General features: G+C 63.9%; 20 protein-coding genes. 8 read left to right on the top strand and 12 right to left on the bottom strand.

From position 1 onward, the window contains the following. Positions 1–114 precede the first annotated feature (114 nt). Entirely contained in the window at positions 115–996 is an 882-nt protein-coding gene (locus CDQ92_RS07850; protein ID WP_088440853.1) for a GNAT family N-acetyltransferase, read from the bottom strand. Between the two features lie 118 nt (positions 997–1,114). Between CDQ92_RS07850 and CDQ92_RS07845 the strand changes: the two genes are divergently transcribed. Continuing rightward, a complete protein-coding gene (locus tag CDQ92_RS07845) occupies positions 1,115–1,357 on the top strand; it encodes a KTSC domain-containing protein (protein WP_088440852.1) in 243 nt (80 codons plus the stop codon). Positions 1,358–1,387: 30 nt separating this feature from the next. On the opposite strand, the gene ku is transcribed toward CDQ92_RS07845, so the two are convergent. The 5 genes from ku to CDQ92_RS07820 form a co-directional block, all read right to left on the bottom strand. After that, on the bottom strand, positions 1,388–2,266 hold the full coding sequence (ku, locus tag CDQ92_RS07840) for a non-homologous end joining protein Ku (RefSeq protein ID WP_088440851.1): 879 nt from the start codon (positions 2,264–2,266) through the stop codon (positions 1,388–1,390). A 266-nt stretch (positions 2,267–2,532) separates the two neighbouring features. After that, a complete protein-coding gene (locus tag CDQ92_RS07835) occupies positions 2,533–3,462 on the bottom strand; it encodes an ROK family protein (RefSeq protein ID WP_229667159.1) in 930 nt (309 codons plus the stop codon). Between the two features lie 16 nt (positions 3,463–3,478). Continuing rightward, positions 3,479–3,940: a host attachment family protein gene (locus tag CDQ92_RS07830; protein ID WP_088440850.1), complete on the bottom strand. Its 462-nt coding sequence runs from the start codon at positions 3,938–3,940 to the stop codon at positions 3,479–3,481. An 88-nt stretch (positions 3,941–4,028) separates the two neighbouring features. After that, positions 4,029–4,511: a DUF421 domain-containing protein gene (locus CDQ92_RS07825; RefSeq protein WP_088440849.1), complete on the bottom strand. Its 483-nt coding sequence runs from the start codon at positions 4,509–4,511 to the stop codon at positions 4,029–4,031. Beyond that, a complete protein-coding gene (locus CDQ92_RS07820) occupies positions 4,511–5,026 on the bottom strand; it encodes a hypothetical protein (protein ID WP_088440848.1) in 516 nt (171 codons plus the stop codon). Before CDQ92_RS07820 ends, CDQ92_RS07825 begins: the two co-directional genes overlap by 1 nt. Before the next feature lie 138 nt (positions 5,027–5,164). On the opposite strand from CDQ92_RS07820, the gene CDQ92_RS07815 reads away from it, so the two are divergent. The 3 genes from CDQ92_RS07815 (at position 5,165) to CDQ92_RS07805 (ending at position 8,004) form a co-directional block, all read left to right on the top strand. Next, entirely contained in the window at positions 5,165–5,536 is a 372-nt protein-coding gene (locus CDQ92_RS07815) for a PRC-barrel domain-containing protein (protein WP_088441466.1), read from the top strand. A gap of 173 nt (positions 5,537–5,709) precedes the next feature. Continuing rightward, on the top strand, positions 5,710–6,513 hold the full coding sequence (locus CDQ92_RS07810) for a class I mannose-6-phosphate isomerase (RefSeq protein WP_088440847.1): 804 nt from the start codon (positions 5,710–5,712) through the stop codon (positions 6,511–6,513). 183 nt (positions 6,514–6,696) lie between these two features. After that, complete coding sequence (locus CDQ92_RS07805) at positions 6,697–8,004, top strand: glycoside hydrolase family 130 protein (RefSeq protein ID WP_088440846.1); 1,308 nt, start codon at positions 6,697–6,699, stop codon at positions 8,002–8,004. A 38-nt stretch (positions 8,005–8,042) separates the two neighbouring features. Here CDQ92_RS07805 and CDQ92_RS07800 read toward each other — a convergent pair whose 3' ends face one another. After that, complete coding sequence (locus tag CDQ92_RS07800; RefSeq protein ID WP_088440845.1) at positions 8,043–8,360, bottom strand: hypothetical protein; 318 nt, start codon at positions 8,358–8,360, stop codon at positions 8,043–8,045. An 87-nt stretch (positions 8,361–8,447) separates the two neighbouring features. On the opposite strand from CDQ92_RS07800, the gene gntA reads away from it, so the two are divergent. Beyond that, positions 8,448–9,122, top strand: coding sequence for a guanitoxin biosynthesis heme-dependent pre-guanitoxin N-hydroxylase GntA (gene gntA / locus CDQ92_RS07795; RefSeq protein WP_088440844.1), 675 nt, complete (start codon positions 8,448–8,450; stop codon positions 9,120–9,122). Between the two features lie 40 nt (positions 9,123–9,162). Here the strand turns inward: gntA and CDQ92_RS07790 are convergent, their stop codons facing one another. The 4 genes from CDQ92_RS07790 to CDQ92_RS07775 all read right to left on the bottom strand — a co-directional run bounded on the left by CDQ92_RS07790 (position 9,163) and on the right by CDQ92_RS07775 (position 12,487). Beyond that, positions 9,163–10,044 carry an NAD(P)H-hydrate dehydratase gene (locus CDQ92_RS07790; protein WP_229667160.1) on the bottom strand — a complete coding sequence of 294 codons (882 nt, stop codon included), beginning with the start codon at positions 10,042–10,044 and terminating at the stop codon, positions 9,163–9,165. Further along, positions 10,037–10,765: a histidine phosphatase family protein gene (locus CDQ92_RS07785; RefSeq protein WP_229667161.1), complete on the bottom strand. Its 729-nt coding sequence runs from the start codon at positions 10,763–10,765 to the stop codon at positions 10,037–10,039. Before CDQ92_RS07785 ends, CDQ92_RS07790 begins: the two co-directional genes overlap by 8 nt. Before the next feature lie 630 nt (positions 10,766–11,395). Beyond that, the gene (locus CDQ92_RS21085; protein ID WP_158213792.1) at positions 11,396–11,572 is read right to left on the bottom strand and encodes a hypothetical protein; all 177 of its coding nucleotides are present in this window, start codon (positions 11,570–11,572) and stop codon (positions 11,396–11,398) included. A 312-nt stretch (positions 11,573–11,884) separates the two neighbouring features. After that, positions 11,885–12,487 (bottom strand): DUF4142 domain-containing protein, encoded by a 603-nt coding sequence (locus CDQ92_RS07775; RefSeq protein WP_088440841.1) that lies wholly within the window; start codon positions 12,485–12,487, stop codon positions 11,885–11,887. Positions 12,488–12,811: 324 nt separating this feature from the next. Here CDQ92_RS07775 and CDQ92_RS07770 point away from each other — a divergent pair, with 324 nt between their 5' ends. Then, entirely contained in the window at positions 12,812–13,039 is a 228-nt protein-coding gene (locus CDQ92_RS07770) for a hypothetical protein (protein ID WP_144035706.1), read from the top strand. 69 nt (positions 13,040–13,108) lie between these two features. Here the strand turns inward: CDQ92_RS07770 and CDQ92_RS07765 are convergent, their stop codons facing one another. Continuing rightward, the gene (locus CDQ92_RS07765; protein WP_088440839.1) at positions 13,109–13,837 is read right to left on the bottom strand and encodes a Crp/Fnr family transcriptional regulator; all 729 of its coding nucleotides are present in this window, start codon (positions 13,835–13,837) and stop codon (positions 13,109–13,111) included. A 261-nt stretch (positions 13,838–14,098) separates the two neighbouring features. Between CDQ92_RS07765 and CDQ92_RS07760 the strand changes: the two genes are divergently transcribed. After that, a complete protein-coding gene (locus CDQ92_RS07760; RefSeq protein ID WP_144035705.1) occupies positions 14,099–14,419 on the top strand; it encodes a putative periplasmic lipoprotein in 321 nt (106 codons plus the stop codon). A 219-nt stretch (positions 14,420–14,638) separates the two neighbouring features. Next, positions 14,639–14,818, top strand: a complete 180-nt coding sequence (locus tag CDQ92_RS07755; protein ID WP_088440837.1) for a hypothetical protein — start codon at positions 14,639–14,641, stop codon at positions 14,816–14,818. Positions 14,819–14,821 lie beyond the last annotated feature (3 nt).

Raw genomic sequence — 14,821 nt, 5'->3', positions numbered from 1 at the left:
GGTGCTGGCGGCTTCATCATGGACCGCGCCCTGGCGCAGGGCGCGCCGGTCGCATCCGGGCGACATCGCTTCCATGATAGCGGCGCGGTGCGGCGATCGGGCTCGACGCCGTCATCATTTGATGCTCCGCACAAAGCGATAGCTTCGCTGCTCGAAGTTGAGGGCACGGAAAAAATTGTGGCTGTTGTCGATGCGAATGTCGCTCATTGCCTCGATTTCGGTGCAGCCGGCCTTCGCCAGTGCCGCCTGCGCATGCGCGACCAGGGCCGCACCGATACCGCGCCGCCGCTGGCGTTCATCAACCAGAAGCAGGGTCAGCCTGCCAACCGGTCCGCGCTGCAGCGTCGGCACGACGGCCCAGGCGCAGCAGCCGACAAGGCCGTCCTGCTCTGCCACCGACAGCCCGGCGTCGGCGTCTTGCATCGCGCGCATGCGGCGTGCCGTCCGCGCCCGATCGACACGCTGGCCCGGTAGCTGCCCAAGCAGCGCCGCGACGGGTGCCGCGTCGCTCGGCACGGCGGCGCGAATATTCAGAGCGGTCTCGCGAGGAGGGGGTGGCTCGGGGGGCGCAACGATGCGCAGCGCCGGCCGAGCGCGGGCAGGACGCTCGTCCCGGTGGTGCCTCAGCTCGCCGGCTTTGCCGCGTGCGACCGCTTTGCCATCGCCCGTCGCTGCTAGCTTGGCGGCGGGGGCCGGCTTGGTTGCGGCCGCCGGTCGGCGCGCCGCTTTTGTTTGCTGCGATTTTGCTCTGGCCGCCGCCTCGGCCGCGCGTTTCCAGTCATCCTTGCTGCTCGCGCGCAGATAATCTTCGATTTGCTCGGCGGTGGCGGCAAGGCCGTCGGTCTCGATCCCGAGCACGGCTTTGCCGGCCGCATCGATCAGGCCGAACTTGCCATAGTCGCCGGCGCCAGGCGTGCGCTTGCGCGACCGGAGCAGCTTGAGCCCACGATGCGCGGCCATCGCGCGCAGCCGCTCATCCGCCGAAGTGGTGGCCATCACTGGCTATCCTCGCGAAGCTGCCCAGCGGTGTGACCTGGCGCGGGCGGTGGCCGACCTGCGGTGCAAAATCACTGTCGCCTCCGGAACGCTGCGGTCTTTCGCGCGCTGACCGGGCATGCGCGTCCATCGCTTTCCTGCGTCGTCGACGATCGAAGAGCTTTGCTATGACCCTGGCAATCAGACCCTCTGCATCGCGTTTCGCGAGACCGGACGGTATGTTTACGACGCCGTTCCGGAGCCTGTCGTTGAAGCCTTTTGCCGCGCCCCTTCGGCGGGGGGCTTTTTCAACGCGCAGATCAGGGACCGCTATCGATTTCGCCGCGACCCCGCTCGCAAATACTTCGGTCCCAGCCGATAAGCTTCTGACAAGGCAAGCGACCATCGCTCATCATGCTCGTTTGCGGGCGGGTTGCTTGGCAGCGGCCTTTTTTGCGGCCGGCTTTGCCGTTTTTTTGGCCGCGGGCTTCGCCTTCGCGCCGCTTTTGTCGCCGATAGACTTTTTAAGCGCGGCCATCAGGTCGACAACATTGGAACCGCGCGGATCGCCGCCATCGCCGCCGCTTTCGATATTGAGCGTCTTGCCCTTCTTTTTACGCTCGATGAGTTCGCGCAGCGCCTCGACATAGCGATCATGAAAATCGCTGGCATCGAATTTGCCGGTTTTCTTGTCGATCAGCGTCGTCGCGAGGTCGAGCAGGTCTTCGTCCGGATCCTCGTCGCCGATCTCGCGAAAATAGCTCGCGGCCTTGTGGACCTCGTCGGCATAGCGCAGCGTTTCCATCACTAGGCCCCGGCCGCATGCCTTGATACTCACGACATATTCGCGGCCGCGCATCGCGAGTTGGCCAAGACCGATCTTTCGGCTCCGCCGCAGCGCCTCGCGCAGGACGATGAACGCCTCCTCGGCAAGGTCGTCGGCGGGCACAACATAATAGGGCTTTTCGAAATAGATCGCATCGATGTCATGGGCCTCGACGAACTGGGTGAGCTCCAGCGTCTTCTTGCTCTCGAGCTTCACGCCTTCGATCTCGTCGTCGTCGAGCAGCACATATTCATCCTTGGCATATTCAAAGCCCCTGACGATATCCGCAACATCGATCGGCCCGATACCCGGCACCACTTTTTCATATTTGATGCGCTTGCCCGACGGCTCGTGGATCTGGTTGAAGGCGATCGTCGCGCCGCTGCGCGTGGCCGAATAGATTTCGACAGGTATTGAAACAAGTGCCAGTCGGATCTGGCCTTTCCAATAGGGTCTCACTGCCATGGTCGTCTCCCTTGCGCTGCTCCTGCTTCAATTCCCGATCGCGCCGGTCGTTCCGCGCAAGGCTTCGCGCGCGCTTCTGGCTTGAACTTTACCGCGGGCCGCGATATTTTCCGTCATCGTCAACAAGCGAAAGGAGGTGGTCGAATGTCTCATTGTCCCATGCCCTGTGCGGCAGAATGGAGCCCGGCCAACCCTGCGGCGGCCTGCGGCAAACAAGTCTCCGCATAGCTGAGACAATGGAAGGGCCGTCCTGACCGGGCGGCCCTTCATTTTTGCAGCGAACGGCGCTGTCCCGGCTCGTCGATAATCGTCGCAGCCAGCGCGAGCGGACCCAGCCATCCCGCGCGGGCGCCAAGCGCCGGTGGCACGACGAGTTGATCGACCGGCCCGCGATTGCCATAGTCAGCGAGGCTGTTTGCAAGATGGTCACGGACCATCGCCAGCAGCTGCGGCTGTCCGTTCGTGACGCCGCCGCCAATCATGATGCGCTCCGGCAATGTGGTGAGCAACAGATTGTGGCAGAGCATCGCAATCGCGTGCGCGCCATGGTTCCACGCCGGATGGTCGCTTGGAAGCAGAGCCGCTTCGCGGCCGGTCCGGGCGGCGAGGGCGGGGCCGCTGGCGAGGCCTTCGACGCAATCGCCATGGAACATGCAAGTTCCGCCGAACCGGTCGCCAGCGAGTTTGGGGATCCGCTGATGTCCAGCTTCGCTGTGGCCCGCGCCGCGCAGGATGCGGCCACCCGATACCGAACCGACACCGACGCCGGTCCCCACGGTGATATAAGCCCAGCTATGCAGCCCCTGCGCCGCGCCCCAGCGGCCCTCGGCCAGCGCCGCGCCGTTGACGTCCGTATCGATGATGCACGGCATGTCTTTCGCGAGCGGCAACAGGCTGGTTCCGCGCCACAGGCTTTTCGGAGTCGCAAGGATCGTCCCGAAGTCGGGGGAGGCGCGATCGAGCTCGAGCGGTCCGAAGCTGGCAATACCGAGGGCTCTGAAATCCCACCCGGCCAGCACGCGCGCGATCGCCGCGAGGGTCGCCGCCGGCGGCCCGGTGGCGATGACTTCCTGGCCGCGCACATCATCCTGCCCGGTACCCCAGGTGCAGATACATTTGGTGCCGCCCAGTTCCACGCCTGCCAGCATTCGCCTCTCCTTCGCCTCGTCGATCGGCTGGCGGCGATAGCCGCGCATTCCGGCTCGGGCGCCCTCATGTGGGGGGCGCAGCTTTACCCTTCAGCATGGCCTCGATATCCTGCACCGGGCGGCGGGTCATCTCCTTGACATGCTCGCCGACGATGCGCTTGGCAACTTCCTGGTGCCACAGCGGACGCAGTTCGCCCATCGTGCGCGCCGGGGCAACCACCGCAAGCGTTTCAAACTTGCCGGTCAGTGCCATGTGGTTGATTTCGTCGGCCAGTTCGCGCGCGAACCGGTCCTCTTCCTGCTGGTGAAAATCCGTCTCAGCCATCGTCCCGCCCGAGAGGCCCGTGCCTCCCGGGGCGGGCGATTGCCCCGCGGGGGCGGTCTTGATGTCGCTGTCCTTTCGGTCCTCGCGTTCGCGATGCGAGGTGGTTCGAAGGTCTATCCGGTGTTCGTCGCCCTGATTGCGCAGGAAAAGGGCCTTACGGCCATCGGCCACGAGAACAAGACTGTCATGGGGTAGGGTCATTGGGCTTACTCCTTGTGCCTCGTCAACGCGCTCGGCGCCGCGGAAGTTTCGCGCACCCCCATTATGGGCACACCGTCGCACCTGGCCCTCATAACGCAGGGCTATGTTCAACATCGCGTTGCGGAGCCTGATCATCCTTGCGGATGAAACTGATCTTGCCTTGCGGTTCGAGAATGGCCCAGGCGACACTCGATAGCCGGGCGATGCCCGCCAGCCGCATTTCGGACAGGATTTCATCGCGCGTCAGTCGATCGCGGCGCAGATTGCCGGTCATGATCTCGCCGTCGCGCACGATGACGCGCGGGGTGCCTTCAAGAAAATCCTTGGCGCTGGGAAACAGATAGGTCACCCAGCTCAGCACCAGCGCCCAGAAGGCAAATGTCGAGATGGCGAGCAGCGCGCCGGTCAGGCTGAAATCATTGTGCGTCACGCCCTGCTGGATGAGGTCGCCCATCACAACGAGCAGGACCAGCTCGAAAGGCGTCATCTGGCCAAGCTCGCGTTTTCCAAGCAGCCGGATCAGCAGGTAGAGCAGCGCGAACATCGCCGTGGCGCGCAAGACGATATCCATCAGGGCAAGACCCGGATCGCGAGTTTCTGCCGTCCGACAAGTTTGTCACCGTCATAGAGGGCGACATCGCCCGCCGTGCCCGCGAAGAGCGGCGGATTGATCTGCCCGTCGATCTTGACCGACAAGGTTTCACCGGCGGCGAGCGGCCCATAGGAAAAGCGATACGCGCCCTTTTCGAAATGCTCGTCGCTCGCGGCGGGGATCATGCTGTTGATCGTGATGTCGCGCCACAGGTCCGAACCGATCGCGAGCTGCGCGTCGCCTAGCCGAATATTGGGCGTGATCTCGATCTGGCTTTCGAAAAATTCGCCGTTGCGCAGGATGACGGGCGTTTTGATGCGCAGGCTGGCGGCGCCCAGATCCTTGGTGATCGTCGGACTGGTTTGCCCGCCGGCGAGTCCGGTCAGCGCCAACATCAAAACGCCGGCAAGTATCAGGATGGAGAGCGGACTGGCATGCCGGTCCCAGATTCCCGTCGCGGTCTGCTGCTCGAAAATTCCGTCGGGTGGCTGCATGCGCTGCGATCTCCTCGGCTTCGCAACGCTGGCAGGCGCCCCTCCGGGCCGGCGCCTTGATCCAGATTAATGAATTGGCCGGGATAGATGCAAGGGGCGACGCGTTGCATCGGCTCACTTCATGAAAAGGAACCGCTCATGTCTGCCACTGACATCGCCACGAACGAGACCTCCGGGCTGATTGCCTCGAACAAGGTCGAAGGCACCGCTGTCTACAACCGCGACGGCGAGAAGCTGGGATCGATTTACAACTTCATGGTCGACAAGCGCGCCGGCACGGTCGAATATGCCGTCCTGCAGTTTGGCGGCTTCCTCGGTATCGGCAGCGATTATTATCCCCTGCCGTGGGAAATGTTGACCTACGACACGTCGCAAGGGGGCTATTCTGTCACCCTTGATAAGGCGGTGCTGGAAAAAGCGCCGCGATACAGCGGTGACGCCGAGCCGAGCTTCGATCGCCAATATGGCCGGGACGTCTATGGCTATTATGGCGTAAATTATCCATTCTGATCCCGGAGCTGATCGTGACCGGTCCTCCTGGCGCTGCTTCTGCTCAGTCGGAAGCCGCGCGGGGGAGCCCGTTATCATCGGCGTGGTTGGCCTCAAGCCGACCTCGCAGGTGGCCCGCCGGTCTTCGCGGTGTAGCCGTTTTGCCGGCCAATTGAGGTGGGAGATCGATCATTATGCCGACGGCGAAGCTGCCTACCCGCCGCGTGGTGAAGCCGTGGGGGGTCCGAGCGCTTCCCCCGCCCTTTGTCCCCGATAGCGATGAGCGCATCGGGGAGATATGGTTCGAACCGCCTCCCGGTTGTCCGCTGCTCGTCAAATATCTGTTTACGAGCGAACGCTTGTCGATCCAGGTGCATCCCGATGATCGGCAAGCGCGCGCGCGCGGCCTGGCCGCCGGCAAGGAAGAATGCTGGTATATTCTGGCGGCGGAGCCGGGAGCGCAGCTCGGGATCGGTACCGTAAGGCCGCTGGATGGCGATGCCATGAAGAGTGCCGCGCAGTCGGGCGCGCTCGAGCAGCTGATGCAGTGGCACGATGTCGCCGCGGGCATGTTTTTCCATATTCCGGCTGGCACCGTGCATGCGATTGGCGGCGGTGTGACGCTGATCGAGATTCAGCAGAATTCGGACGTGACGTACCGTCTCTACGATTATGGCCGCCCGCGGGCGCTGCATCTCGAGGACGGTGCCGCCGTTGCCCGGGCGGTCCCCATGCCGATCCAGTTGCAGCAGATGATTGATCCGAACAAAAGCACATCGTTGCTCGACAGCGACCATCTCGGGGTCGCGCATGTCGTCGGGAATAACCTGGCGCCGCTCGCGGACCTTGGCAGCGATATGATGCTGGTCCCGCTTGCCGGTCCGCTGACGGTCGACAATGTCGTGGCCGTCCCGGGCGAATGCCTCTGGTCTACCGGAGCCGCTGTCATCACCGCCGGTGACGACGCGCGCTTTTTGGCCGGCTGGTTCAAGGGATGATGCGCGCGCGCTGCTGAGCCCACACTTTGGCCGGCAGCATCTTTGCGTTTATTCGCGATGGAATGAGCCCGGTGGAAGCCGGTTTGATGCGCGAGAGATTGGTGATGACCTATTTCGGGTTGCGCCTTATAGGCGGCGGCCCTTATCCTGGCGTCGCTTGCCGTGAAGGAATTGACCGCGCCGATGTTGAATTGCCGAGCTGTTCGATCGCCGCTGCGGATTCTCGGCGAAAGGCTGGCCGCCGACCCGTCGCGGGTCGTGCTGCGCCCATTTCATCTGGCGTGGCAGGAAAATGTCGCCGAGCGCACCCGGGCGGAACTGCTCGTCGCCGACATTCTGGCGTTGGACGAGGCGGCGGCGGAGATGGAACTCGACGGCGTCTGGAAGGACTTCTCGGAGCGGCATTGGCAGATCGGTCAGATATTTGATGAGCGATTTGGCGAGATTGCCGAAGACATGACGCTGGCGCCGGAGAGTGTGTCACCGGTCAAACGGCGCCTGATCGGCGCCTATTTCTGCCACGAATATAGTTATGCTGCCGCCGCGCTGATGAACCCCAGCATCGTCGCGCACCCCGATCAGAGCGGGATCGACGGCGACCAGCTGCGGTTCGTCATGTCGATGCGGGCCGTCGGCGAGGGGCATATAAGCTCGGTTGCCTTTCGTGAAGGCATCGTTGGTCCTGCAGGGGATTTCGCGCTTTGGCCGCAATCGGGACATGCAATGGCGGCGGTGCCCGACGACCGGCATCGCCTCGGCCCCGACGATGCGACCATGGTTCATCGCCAGCCCGATAGTGCCATATCGAATTCGGTCCTGTTTCCGGTCACCGAAGCGCAGCGCAACGGACTGGAAGATCTGCGGCTGGTGCAATTTACCCATGACGACGGGAGCAGCGAATATCTTGGGACCTATACCGCCTATTCGGGTCACGCGATCCGCTCGGAACTGCTGCGAACCCGGGATTTTGCCAGCTTCTGCCTCGAACCGCTCGCCGGGCGGGCGGCACGCAACAAGGGCATGGCCTTGTTTCCGCGCAAGGTGGGCGGCAAATATCTGATCGTCGGACGGCAGGACGGTAAAAATATAACCCTGTTGTCGTCGTCCGAGCTGACCCGTTGGGACGACGAGGGAACCCCCTTGCTCACCCCCCAGTTTCCATGGGAATTTGTCCAGATGGGCAATTGCGGCAGCCCGATCGAGTGCGATGCAGGCTGGATATTGTTCACCCACGGCGTCGGTGCGATGCGCAAATACAGCCTCGGCGCGGCCCTGCTCGATCGCGACGATCCGTCGCGGGTGCTGGGGCGCACCGCCTGTCCGATCCTTTCCGCCGCCGACAGCGATCGCGAGGGCTATGTTCCCAACGTCGTCTATACCTGCGGCGCCCTGGCGGTGGGCCGCGAGATTTTTATCCCCTACGGGATCTCGGACAGTGCGATCGGCTTTGCCTCGGCTACCATCGATGATCTGCTCAACCTGATGGTCTAAATTTCGGACGGCGGTTTGGCGCCGTAGCGGCGGCGCGTTCAGCGCCCGGCTGATGATCCGCGGGGAACGATTTCGAGTACCATATCCTGCCGCGCAACCGGGTGGTCCCTGATGATCCCGGCAAGCACCGAGAAGCCCGCCAGCGCCGCATGTTCGCGCAGGCTATCACGTTCGCCTGCGCCGAGATGAAATTCGCGGCACGCGGCGCGCTCACCCGAGCAGGCGGCGGTCCGGTAGTTCCCGGCGGGGCGCGCAGTCCGGTCGGCGCGGCGCAATTTGCAACCCAGATTAGGGAAAAACGCGGCGATGACCGTTGGGACGTCGCCGTTTGACCATGCCGCGCCCCCACGCTGCATCCTAACTTGCGTTAAGCAAGGGCCGAAAATTGTGGGTCTGGCGCTCGCTGGGGGGAGCCACCTGGCCGCTTTGGTCGTTCCTGCCGCATGCAAACATCCGAACCGCACCCCTTCGCTGCCGCCTTTGGCGAATTCATCGCCAACCCTGACTTTCCCTGCGTCGGAGCCAAGTCCGCGCTTGCCCGCGGCGGAGTCAAGATCCTTGCGGCACGCGATCTGACGAGCGCCTGGAATGATCTTGAAATTCACAGCGAGCTTGTCGCCTGGGCACGCGCCTATCGTCAAAATCCTGGTGGGTTCCGTAGCCTCGCCGTCGTCTTTGCGACACCAGGCGGTCTCGATGAGCAGCAGTTCGAAGCGGCACTATGGGCGCGGTTGCAGTCGCTTGCCGACAAGGATGCCTGGAAAGGGCTGGCGCCCGATCCGCGCGTCTGCGCCGATCCCGATAACCCGCGTTTCTCATTAAGCTTTGGCGGCGAAGCCTTTTTTGTCGTCGGGCTCCACCCGCATGCCTCGCGTCCAGCGCGCCGCTTCGCGCATCCGACGCTGGTATTCAACCTTCATGACCAGTTCGAAACCTTGCGCCGCGAAGGCCGGTATGAGCGCATGCGTGCGGCGATCCTCGCGCGCGACGAAGAACTGGCGGGAAGCATCAACCCCATGCTCGCGCGTCACGGGGAAGCCAGTGAAGCGGCGCAATATAGCGGGCGCGCGGTCGGGGCGGACTGGCGTCCGCCATTTCAGGACCCGAGGGCGGCGTGACATACGCACCACGTGAGCAGGCGTGGGGCGGTGCCGCTGGTCAGGCCGGATGCATAAGGCGCGGTATCTGCGCCGGCAGTTCCCGCGCGAGATAGCCGATCGGACCGACCGTTTCGGCCAGCCGGCGCCCCGCCTCGCCGTGCAGCCAGGTGCCCCACGCCAAGGCCTCGAGCAGCGCGAGGCCGCGTGCCGCGAGCGCCCCGATGAGACCGGCAAGGACATCCCCAGATCCGCCCGTCGCGAGCCCGACGCCGCCTCCGCCATAGGCCAGACGGACCGTGCCTGCCGCGATATAGCTTGTCGCGCCTTTGACCATCAGCGCCCCGCCATAACGTGCTGCGGCGGTTTCGAGCGCTGCGCTCGGGTCGGCGTCGATCGCCCGACGGTCCATTGTGAGCATCGCAGCAAGTTCGCCGGCGTGGGGGGTATAAATTGTCTGGTCGGCGCGCTGTTTGAGCGCTTCGCCATGATTGGCCGCGGCGTGCAGCGCAGCCGCGTCCAGCACCAGCGTTACACAGGCCGGAAGGCGGCGCAGCAGCTCGGCAAGCAAGCCGTCGGCGGCGCCTGCGTCGGTCATCGCGGGACCGACGATGACCGCATCATAGCTGGACAGTTCCGCATCAAGCGCGGCGGCGGCCGATGCGGCGATTTCGCCCGTGGGCGCTTCGTCCAATGCGACAACAGCACATTCGGGAAAGGCAACGCCGAGCGGCACCGCGGCCGCGGCGATCGTGGCCAAAGTCACCTTGCCGGCACCGGCACACAGCGCCGCGTGCGCGGTCAATCCGATCCCGCCGGGAACGCGCCGCGAGCCGCCCACGATCAGCAATTTTCCTCGCTGATTTTTGTCGGCATGGGCGTCGGGCAGGGGGAGTGGATGCATCTTCAGCCAGCGCGGGTCGAGCGCAGCAAAGTCAGCCACGAGCGGCAACCATGACGTCAGGCGCGCGCGTCACCGGTATTGGCTCGGCCGTCGGCGCGGTAACATTATAGCGCTCGAGCTCGAGATGACCCTCACCATGGGCATCGCCCGCGAGGCGATACTCGGTGATCGCGCAGTTGGCCACATCGCCCGCCTGGTCAATCGCAAGGATTTCGCGCTCGCTCAGATTTTCGATGATCGTGCGAAGGCAGAGCACGACCACCTGGTGGGCGATGATCATGACCCGGCGCCCGCCATAGTGCAGCGATACCGTGTCGAGCAGCGAACGCAGCCGCAAGATGACGTCGCACCAGCTTTCGCCGCCTGGCGGACGGTGATAGAATTTCCCCAGCAATTGTCGGAATGCTGCTTGGTCAGGGTGCGCTGCTGCGATCCCGGTGCGGGTGAGCCCATCAAGGATACCGAACTCCTTTTCGCGCAACCGTTCGTCATGGCAGATGCCGACGTGCGGCGGGCAGCCGCCCGATGCACGAAAAATCTCGGCGGTCTCGATGGCGCGAACATAGGGCGATGGCAGGATGATTTCGGGACGCTGCTGCTCGGTCACGCCTGCGAACCATTCGCCAAGTGCAGCTGCCTGCGCCTGACCGAGCGCGGAGAGCGGTACGTCGACATCGCGGTGATCGAGCGATATTCGGTGCGCTCCCGCTTCATCGGCTGCGTCGCGCGCGACATTGCCGGGACTTTGACCGTGCCGCACAATCCACAAGGTCGCAGGCCAGCGCGGCGTCACGGCAAAAGGCGGGCTATTATCATTTCTTGTCAACGCTGGGTGGCCCGTGCGGTTGCAGCGTCCGGGGTGCGGTGCGCGCGGGAATAGGGGCCCAGTGGCTGCTATCACCGCGCGCCACCTCTCGGGGTACGCCATTACCCTCGGACAGTTGCCGCGGGCTGCTCCTCGCTGCGGCGCGGATTGCTCCGGCGCTGCCGAACGTGCTTTGCGTTGCGCCCAAGCGTTAACATAGGTGAGTCACGCCTCGGCCCAAGCCGCTATGCTCGCCCGGCTAGCACGGCTCGGAAGCGACACCGACGGGCAGCGCATCTCCTCAGGCGTAGCCATGCAAATGAGGACGGAAAGGCCTCGCATCAACGCGGGGCCTTTTTGTCGTCTCGTCCGGCGGGATTGATTTGCCGCGCGGTTGGCCGAGGCGCGGAGCCGGCAGGAGCCGTCAGGGTGAAAACTGTCCGGCGCTCGCGCTATCGTGCAGCGGCGTTAACCCAGGTCTATAAGATCATCGGCCAGAAGCATGACGGTCATGCCCGGATCCGGATACGAACCCCAGAGGGCGATCTTCGCCTATATACGCGGCGCCAATAGCCTTGGTTGACCTCATCCCGCTTCGCGTTCCTGGGCTTTTTGGTCAGCTTCTTCCTCGGCGCGGCGCTTTCGTGTCGCTTCTTCGGTACGCCGCTTTTCCGCCTTCGTCTGGCGGTTATGGGCCATCACCCACAGCACAATCACTGCGAACAGGATCGGTCCCAATACCGTCATCAGGGGCCATTCCATCCTCTTGTCCTTTCTCTTTGATGCTCTCGCGGCGCCCGCCGCGAGGCTGATCCATCGCTGTTGCCCTTGCCGCCCGCGCCGGCCCCGCTGCCGCTGGCCGGGCCGCTTCCCTTGCTCGCCCGGCGTCCGCGGTTTTGGGCTGCCGGATCGGCAGCCGCCCGATCCTCTTTCGGATACTGCTCGGGGCGCGCCGTGCCGACATTGCCGCGATCCTCGATCTTTTCGGGGGGCAAGGAGCCTGGCGTGCGGCTCGTCTCATTGCTCGCGCCGCTTTCACGCGAGCGCTGTCCGACATCATTCTTGCTGGCTCGGTCATGTTCCATCGGACGTGGCCCCCGCTGCGCTACCGAGCTTGTCGAGCTCGCGGCGATGCATTTCGACGACGGCCACGATCTCGCTGGCCACCTGCTTCAAGCTGGCGGTATCGCCCTGCTCCGCATAGCCCCTATGCAGGGCAAGTGCCTTGTCATGGGCGGTCCGCTGGTGGCGCAGATAGATCGCGTCAGCGCCTGCCGCGTCGGCGCGCTGGATGTCGTCGAGCATCCGTTGCTGATCCCCATCGAGGCGGGGCGGCGTAACATCGATGTCGGCCGTTCCCGCCGCCGCCTTGATCTTGGCGGTCGACCGGCCATGCTGCTCGATCATCATCTGCGCAAAGTCTCTGACTGCGTCGTTGCTCGTCTTGGCAAGGATCGCGCGCGAGGATTCGATTTCCCACATATCCGCAGCGCCGGCCATGGTGACATAGCTTTGGGCATCGGTCGGCGCAGTCGGCGCGCTGGCGCTTGGCATCATTTCAGCCGCGGGCGCAGCGGAATTTGTCGCCGGGTCGGCGGCCGCCGAAGCTCTCTCGCTGCTGCCGTCGCAGGCGGCAAGAAACAGCGCTGAAGCGCCGAGCAGACTGACATAATTCATCGATCATCTCCTGTCCTGGGTCACGCCCCCTCTGCGCTCGCCAACGTGACCGGGTGCGCGCTGGTTCCGCCGTGATGCCGCGCATCGGCGGACACTGGTTGAAAATTGACCCAGGATAGGAAATCCGTTGTCGGCGGCGATGGCGCTGGCAGCAACCTATGTTGGTGCGCCGCACAGGCTGGGCGCTAGATTGAATGGGCGGTTTCCACCGGGTCGGGTTGCGGGACAGTCGTTTTCATTTTCAGTGGCTTCTCAGAAAATCGGCCGACCATTCAATAACTTGTCATGGCAGAGTGACGGTCTGCGATGGAAAGGGCAGGGGTCATGCTGAGGTATCAACTGGTTATGGAAGGCGATTCGGATCGCCGCCGCATCGAATTCCAGGCGGAAACGCCGGATTATGCTTTGAGCATTGCCGAGCGCGAGGCCGATGGCACCCGGGCTGAACTTTGGCAGGGTGAGATGCTCCTCGCGCGAATGACCAAGGCCGCACCCAATTTGTGGCAGCTGCATCCGTGCCGTCAGGGCGACGCTCAGCCTGGGACGGGATAAAGTCGGCACCCTGCTGAGCGTAGCGGCATCACGGTTCCGCTGCGAAAACGACGGTGCCAATGGCGGCGCTCAGCGCCCCCGGTCGAGATGCAGATAGGCCGGATTGAACAGGCCCGCAATCGCCAGCCGATCAATGTCGTGAAGCACCAGTTTTTTGTCGTGCAACGAGATCAGGCCGTCCTGGCGCAGTTGCTGGACCGTCCGGTTGACATGGACGGGGGTTAAACCCGTCGCATCGGCGAGATCGTTCTGGGTCACCGGAAATTCGCACTCGCCGCGCGCGGCCATGTTGACGACTTGCAGCCTGGTGTACAATTCGCAAAGTAGATGCGCGATCCGCTCATAGGCGTTACGCTGCCCGAGGCTGGTCATCCATTCGCGCTGGATCGAAGCGCCCGAAAGCTCGTTCCACCAGAACGCCTGCGCGATGCGCGGCGATGCCGCCATCATGACCTGAAATTCGGTGGCACCAATGAAAGCGACGCGGGCGTGGGTGAGCGCCGACACGGCATGGTCGGCCCGCTTGGGCAGGAAAATGTTGGTCGCGCACAAATCGCCGGGAAGGAGAATGTTCACGATCTGGCGGCGACCGTCGACCAACTGCTTGGTGGCGACGGCCCAGCCGTCGATGACAGCATGGACAAATTGCGGTCGTTCGCCCTCGCTGAGTATCTCCTGCCTGGGCGCGAACCAGCGGGCGCTGCGCAGCACCGTATCGCTGAGACGCTTGCGATCATCTGCCGTCAGCATGGCGAACGCCGACAGGCGCTGCGTCAATGCCAGGTCGATATGCTCCATTTTGACTCCGCAACCCTTCGGCGTCGTCGTCCACGGCTCGCCGGGCCTCGGCGTCGCTGGCCCGACGCGCCCCTGTCGATCGCTGTGAGTGTTGCCCGCCCGAATGACCTGTTCTCGTGGGTGGCGACTAAACAGGCTTCGCAGCATCACTCCCTAACATATCATATAGTGGATCAATTTTCTGTCTGTGCGGGTCATTGCCTCGGAACGATGGCGCGCGCGCATCGTCAGTCGCTCATAGACCGCAAAAGGAGACAGCTGATGACCCGACCCCTGTTGATTGCTTTGCCTTTTCTTGCGCTGCTCGCGGGCTGCAGTTCTCCCGAAAATGATACGGTGCCGAACGACACGCAAGCCATGCCTGCCGGCGATGGCGCCATGACCGCGCCCGGAACAATGACGGATCCCGCGACTGGCAGCGTTGACGGCACACAGACTGGCACCATGCCCGGCGGCGAGGCCGCGCCGATGCCCGGCCAGACGCCGCCCGCGGTGCCGCCGGTCAATGACGAGATGGGCGGCACGCGTGGCACGGGTTCCACCATTCCCGAACAAGACGGTACGCCGCCTCCCGCCAATTGATCTGCGGCATCCCCGGTTGGGAGAGGACCAGACCGTCACCCGGTGTCTCTCCTAGCACCGGGCGGACGAAGCCCGGTCGGGCCCTGGCGCGCCGGCCGGGCGTTTCGCGCAGCTTCCCCTGCGATTTCCACTGCCGACGAGGAGGTTGGGCTTGTCTGGACTGCAACATCACGCGGCAGCGAGCGGATGGGCGTGGATCAGTATTTGAGGAGAGTAGAAATGTCGAACGATCGTCGCACGCGTCGCGTGCCCACCGAGAAAACGCGAAATCCCAACCTGTCGACCGAAAACCAGCCTGAAGGGTCGGCGCGCCGCCCCAGCGATACGCTCGATCGCGTCCCCGATGGCGCCTCCGACAAAGATATCGCAACTGATCACACCGACGAACGCGGGGTTTGAGCT

The sequence above is a fragment of the Sphingopyxis bauzanensis genome (assembly GCF_002205675.1).
In the GTDB taxonomy this organism is placed as follows: domain Bacteria; phylum Pseudomonadota; class Alphaproteobacteria; order Sphingomonadales; family Sphingomonadaceae; genus Sphingopyxis; species Sphingopyxis bauzanensis.
Note: the sequence above shows the minus strand (reverse complement) of the source record. Positions and strands in the feature narration are given on the sequence as shown.

What these genes read in the sequence shown, in the direction of transcription:
- CDQ92_RS07850 (WP_088440853.1), bottom strand. Translation starts at nt 996, where the DNA reads ATGGCCACCACTTCGGCGGATGAGCGGCTGCGCGCGATGGCCGCGCAT.
- CDQ92_RS07845 (WP_088440852.1), top strand. Translation starts at nt 1,115, where the DNA reads ATGCGCGTCCATCGCTTTCCTGCGTCGTCGACGATCGAAGAGCTTTGC.
- ku (WP_088440851.1), bottom strand. Translation starts at nt 2,266, where the DNA reads ATGGCAGTGAGACCCTATTGGAAAGGCCAGATCCGACTGGCACTTGTT.
- CDQ92_RS07835 (WP_229667159.1), bottom strand. Translation starts at nt 3,462, where the DNA reads ATGCGCGGCTATCGCCGCCAGCCGATCGACGAGGCGAAGGAGAGGCGA.
- CDQ92_RS07830 (WP_088440850.1), bottom strand. Translation starts at nt 3,940, where the DNA reads ATGACCCTACCCCATGACAGTCTTGTTCTCGTGGCCGATGGCCGTAAG.
- CDQ92_RS07825 (WP_088440849.1), bottom strand. Translation starts at nt 4,511, where the DNA reads ATGGATATCGTCTTGCGCGCCACGGCGATGTTCGCGCTGCTCTACCTG.
- CDQ92_RS07820 (WP_088440848.1), bottom strand. Translation starts at nt 5,026, where the DNA reads ATGCAGCCACCCGACGGAATTTTCGAGCAGCAGACCGCGACGGGAATC.
- CDQ92_RS07815 (WP_088441466.1), top strand. Translation starts at nt 5,165, where the DNA reads ATGTCTGCCACTGACATCGCCACGAACGAGACCTCCGGGCTGATTGCC.
- CDQ92_RS07810 (WP_088440847.1), top strand. Translation starts at nt 5,710, where the DNA reads ATGCCGACGGCGAAGCTGCCTACCCGCCGCGTGGTGAAGCCGTGGGGG.
- CDQ92_RS07805 (WP_088440846.1), top strand. Translation starts at nt 6,697, where the DNA reads ATGTTGAATTGCCGAGCTGTTCGATCGCCGCTGCGGATTCTCGGCGAA.
- CDQ92_RS07800 (WP_088440845.1), bottom strand. Translation starts at nt 8,360, where the DNA reads ATGCAGCGTGGGGGCGCGGCATGGTCAAACGGCGACGTCCCAACGGTC.
- gntA (WP_088440844.1), top strand. Translation starts at nt 8,448, where the DNA reads ATGCAAACATCCGAACCGCACCCCTTCGCTGCCGCCTTTGGCGAATTC.
- CDQ92_RS21085 (WP_158213792.1), bottom strand. Translation starts at nt 11,572, where the DNA reads ATGGAATGGCCCCTGATGACGGTATTGGGACCGATCCTGTTCGCAGTG.
- CDQ92_RS07775 (WP_088440841.1), bottom strand. Translation starts at nt 12,487, where the DNA reads ATGAATTATGTCAGTCTGCTCGGCGCTTCAGCGCTGTTTCTTGCCGCC.
- CDQ92_RS07770 (WP_144035706.1), top strand. Translation starts at nt 12,812, where the DNA reads ATGCTGAGGTATCAACTGGTTATGGAAGGCGATTCGGATCGCCGCCGC.
- CDQ92_RS07765 (WP_088440839.1), bottom strand. Translation starts at nt 13,837, where the DNA reads ATGGAGCATATCGACCTGGCATTGACGCAGCGCCTGTCGGCGTTCGCC.
- CDQ92_RS07760 (WP_144035705.1), top strand. Translation starts at nt 14,099, where the DNA reads ATGACCCGACCCCTGTTGATTGCTTTGCCTTTTCTTGCGCTGCTCGCG.
- CDQ92_RS07755 (WP_088440837.1), top strand. Translation starts at nt 14,639, where the DNA reads ATGTCGAACGATCGTCGCACGCGTCGCGTGCCCACCGAGAAAACGCGA.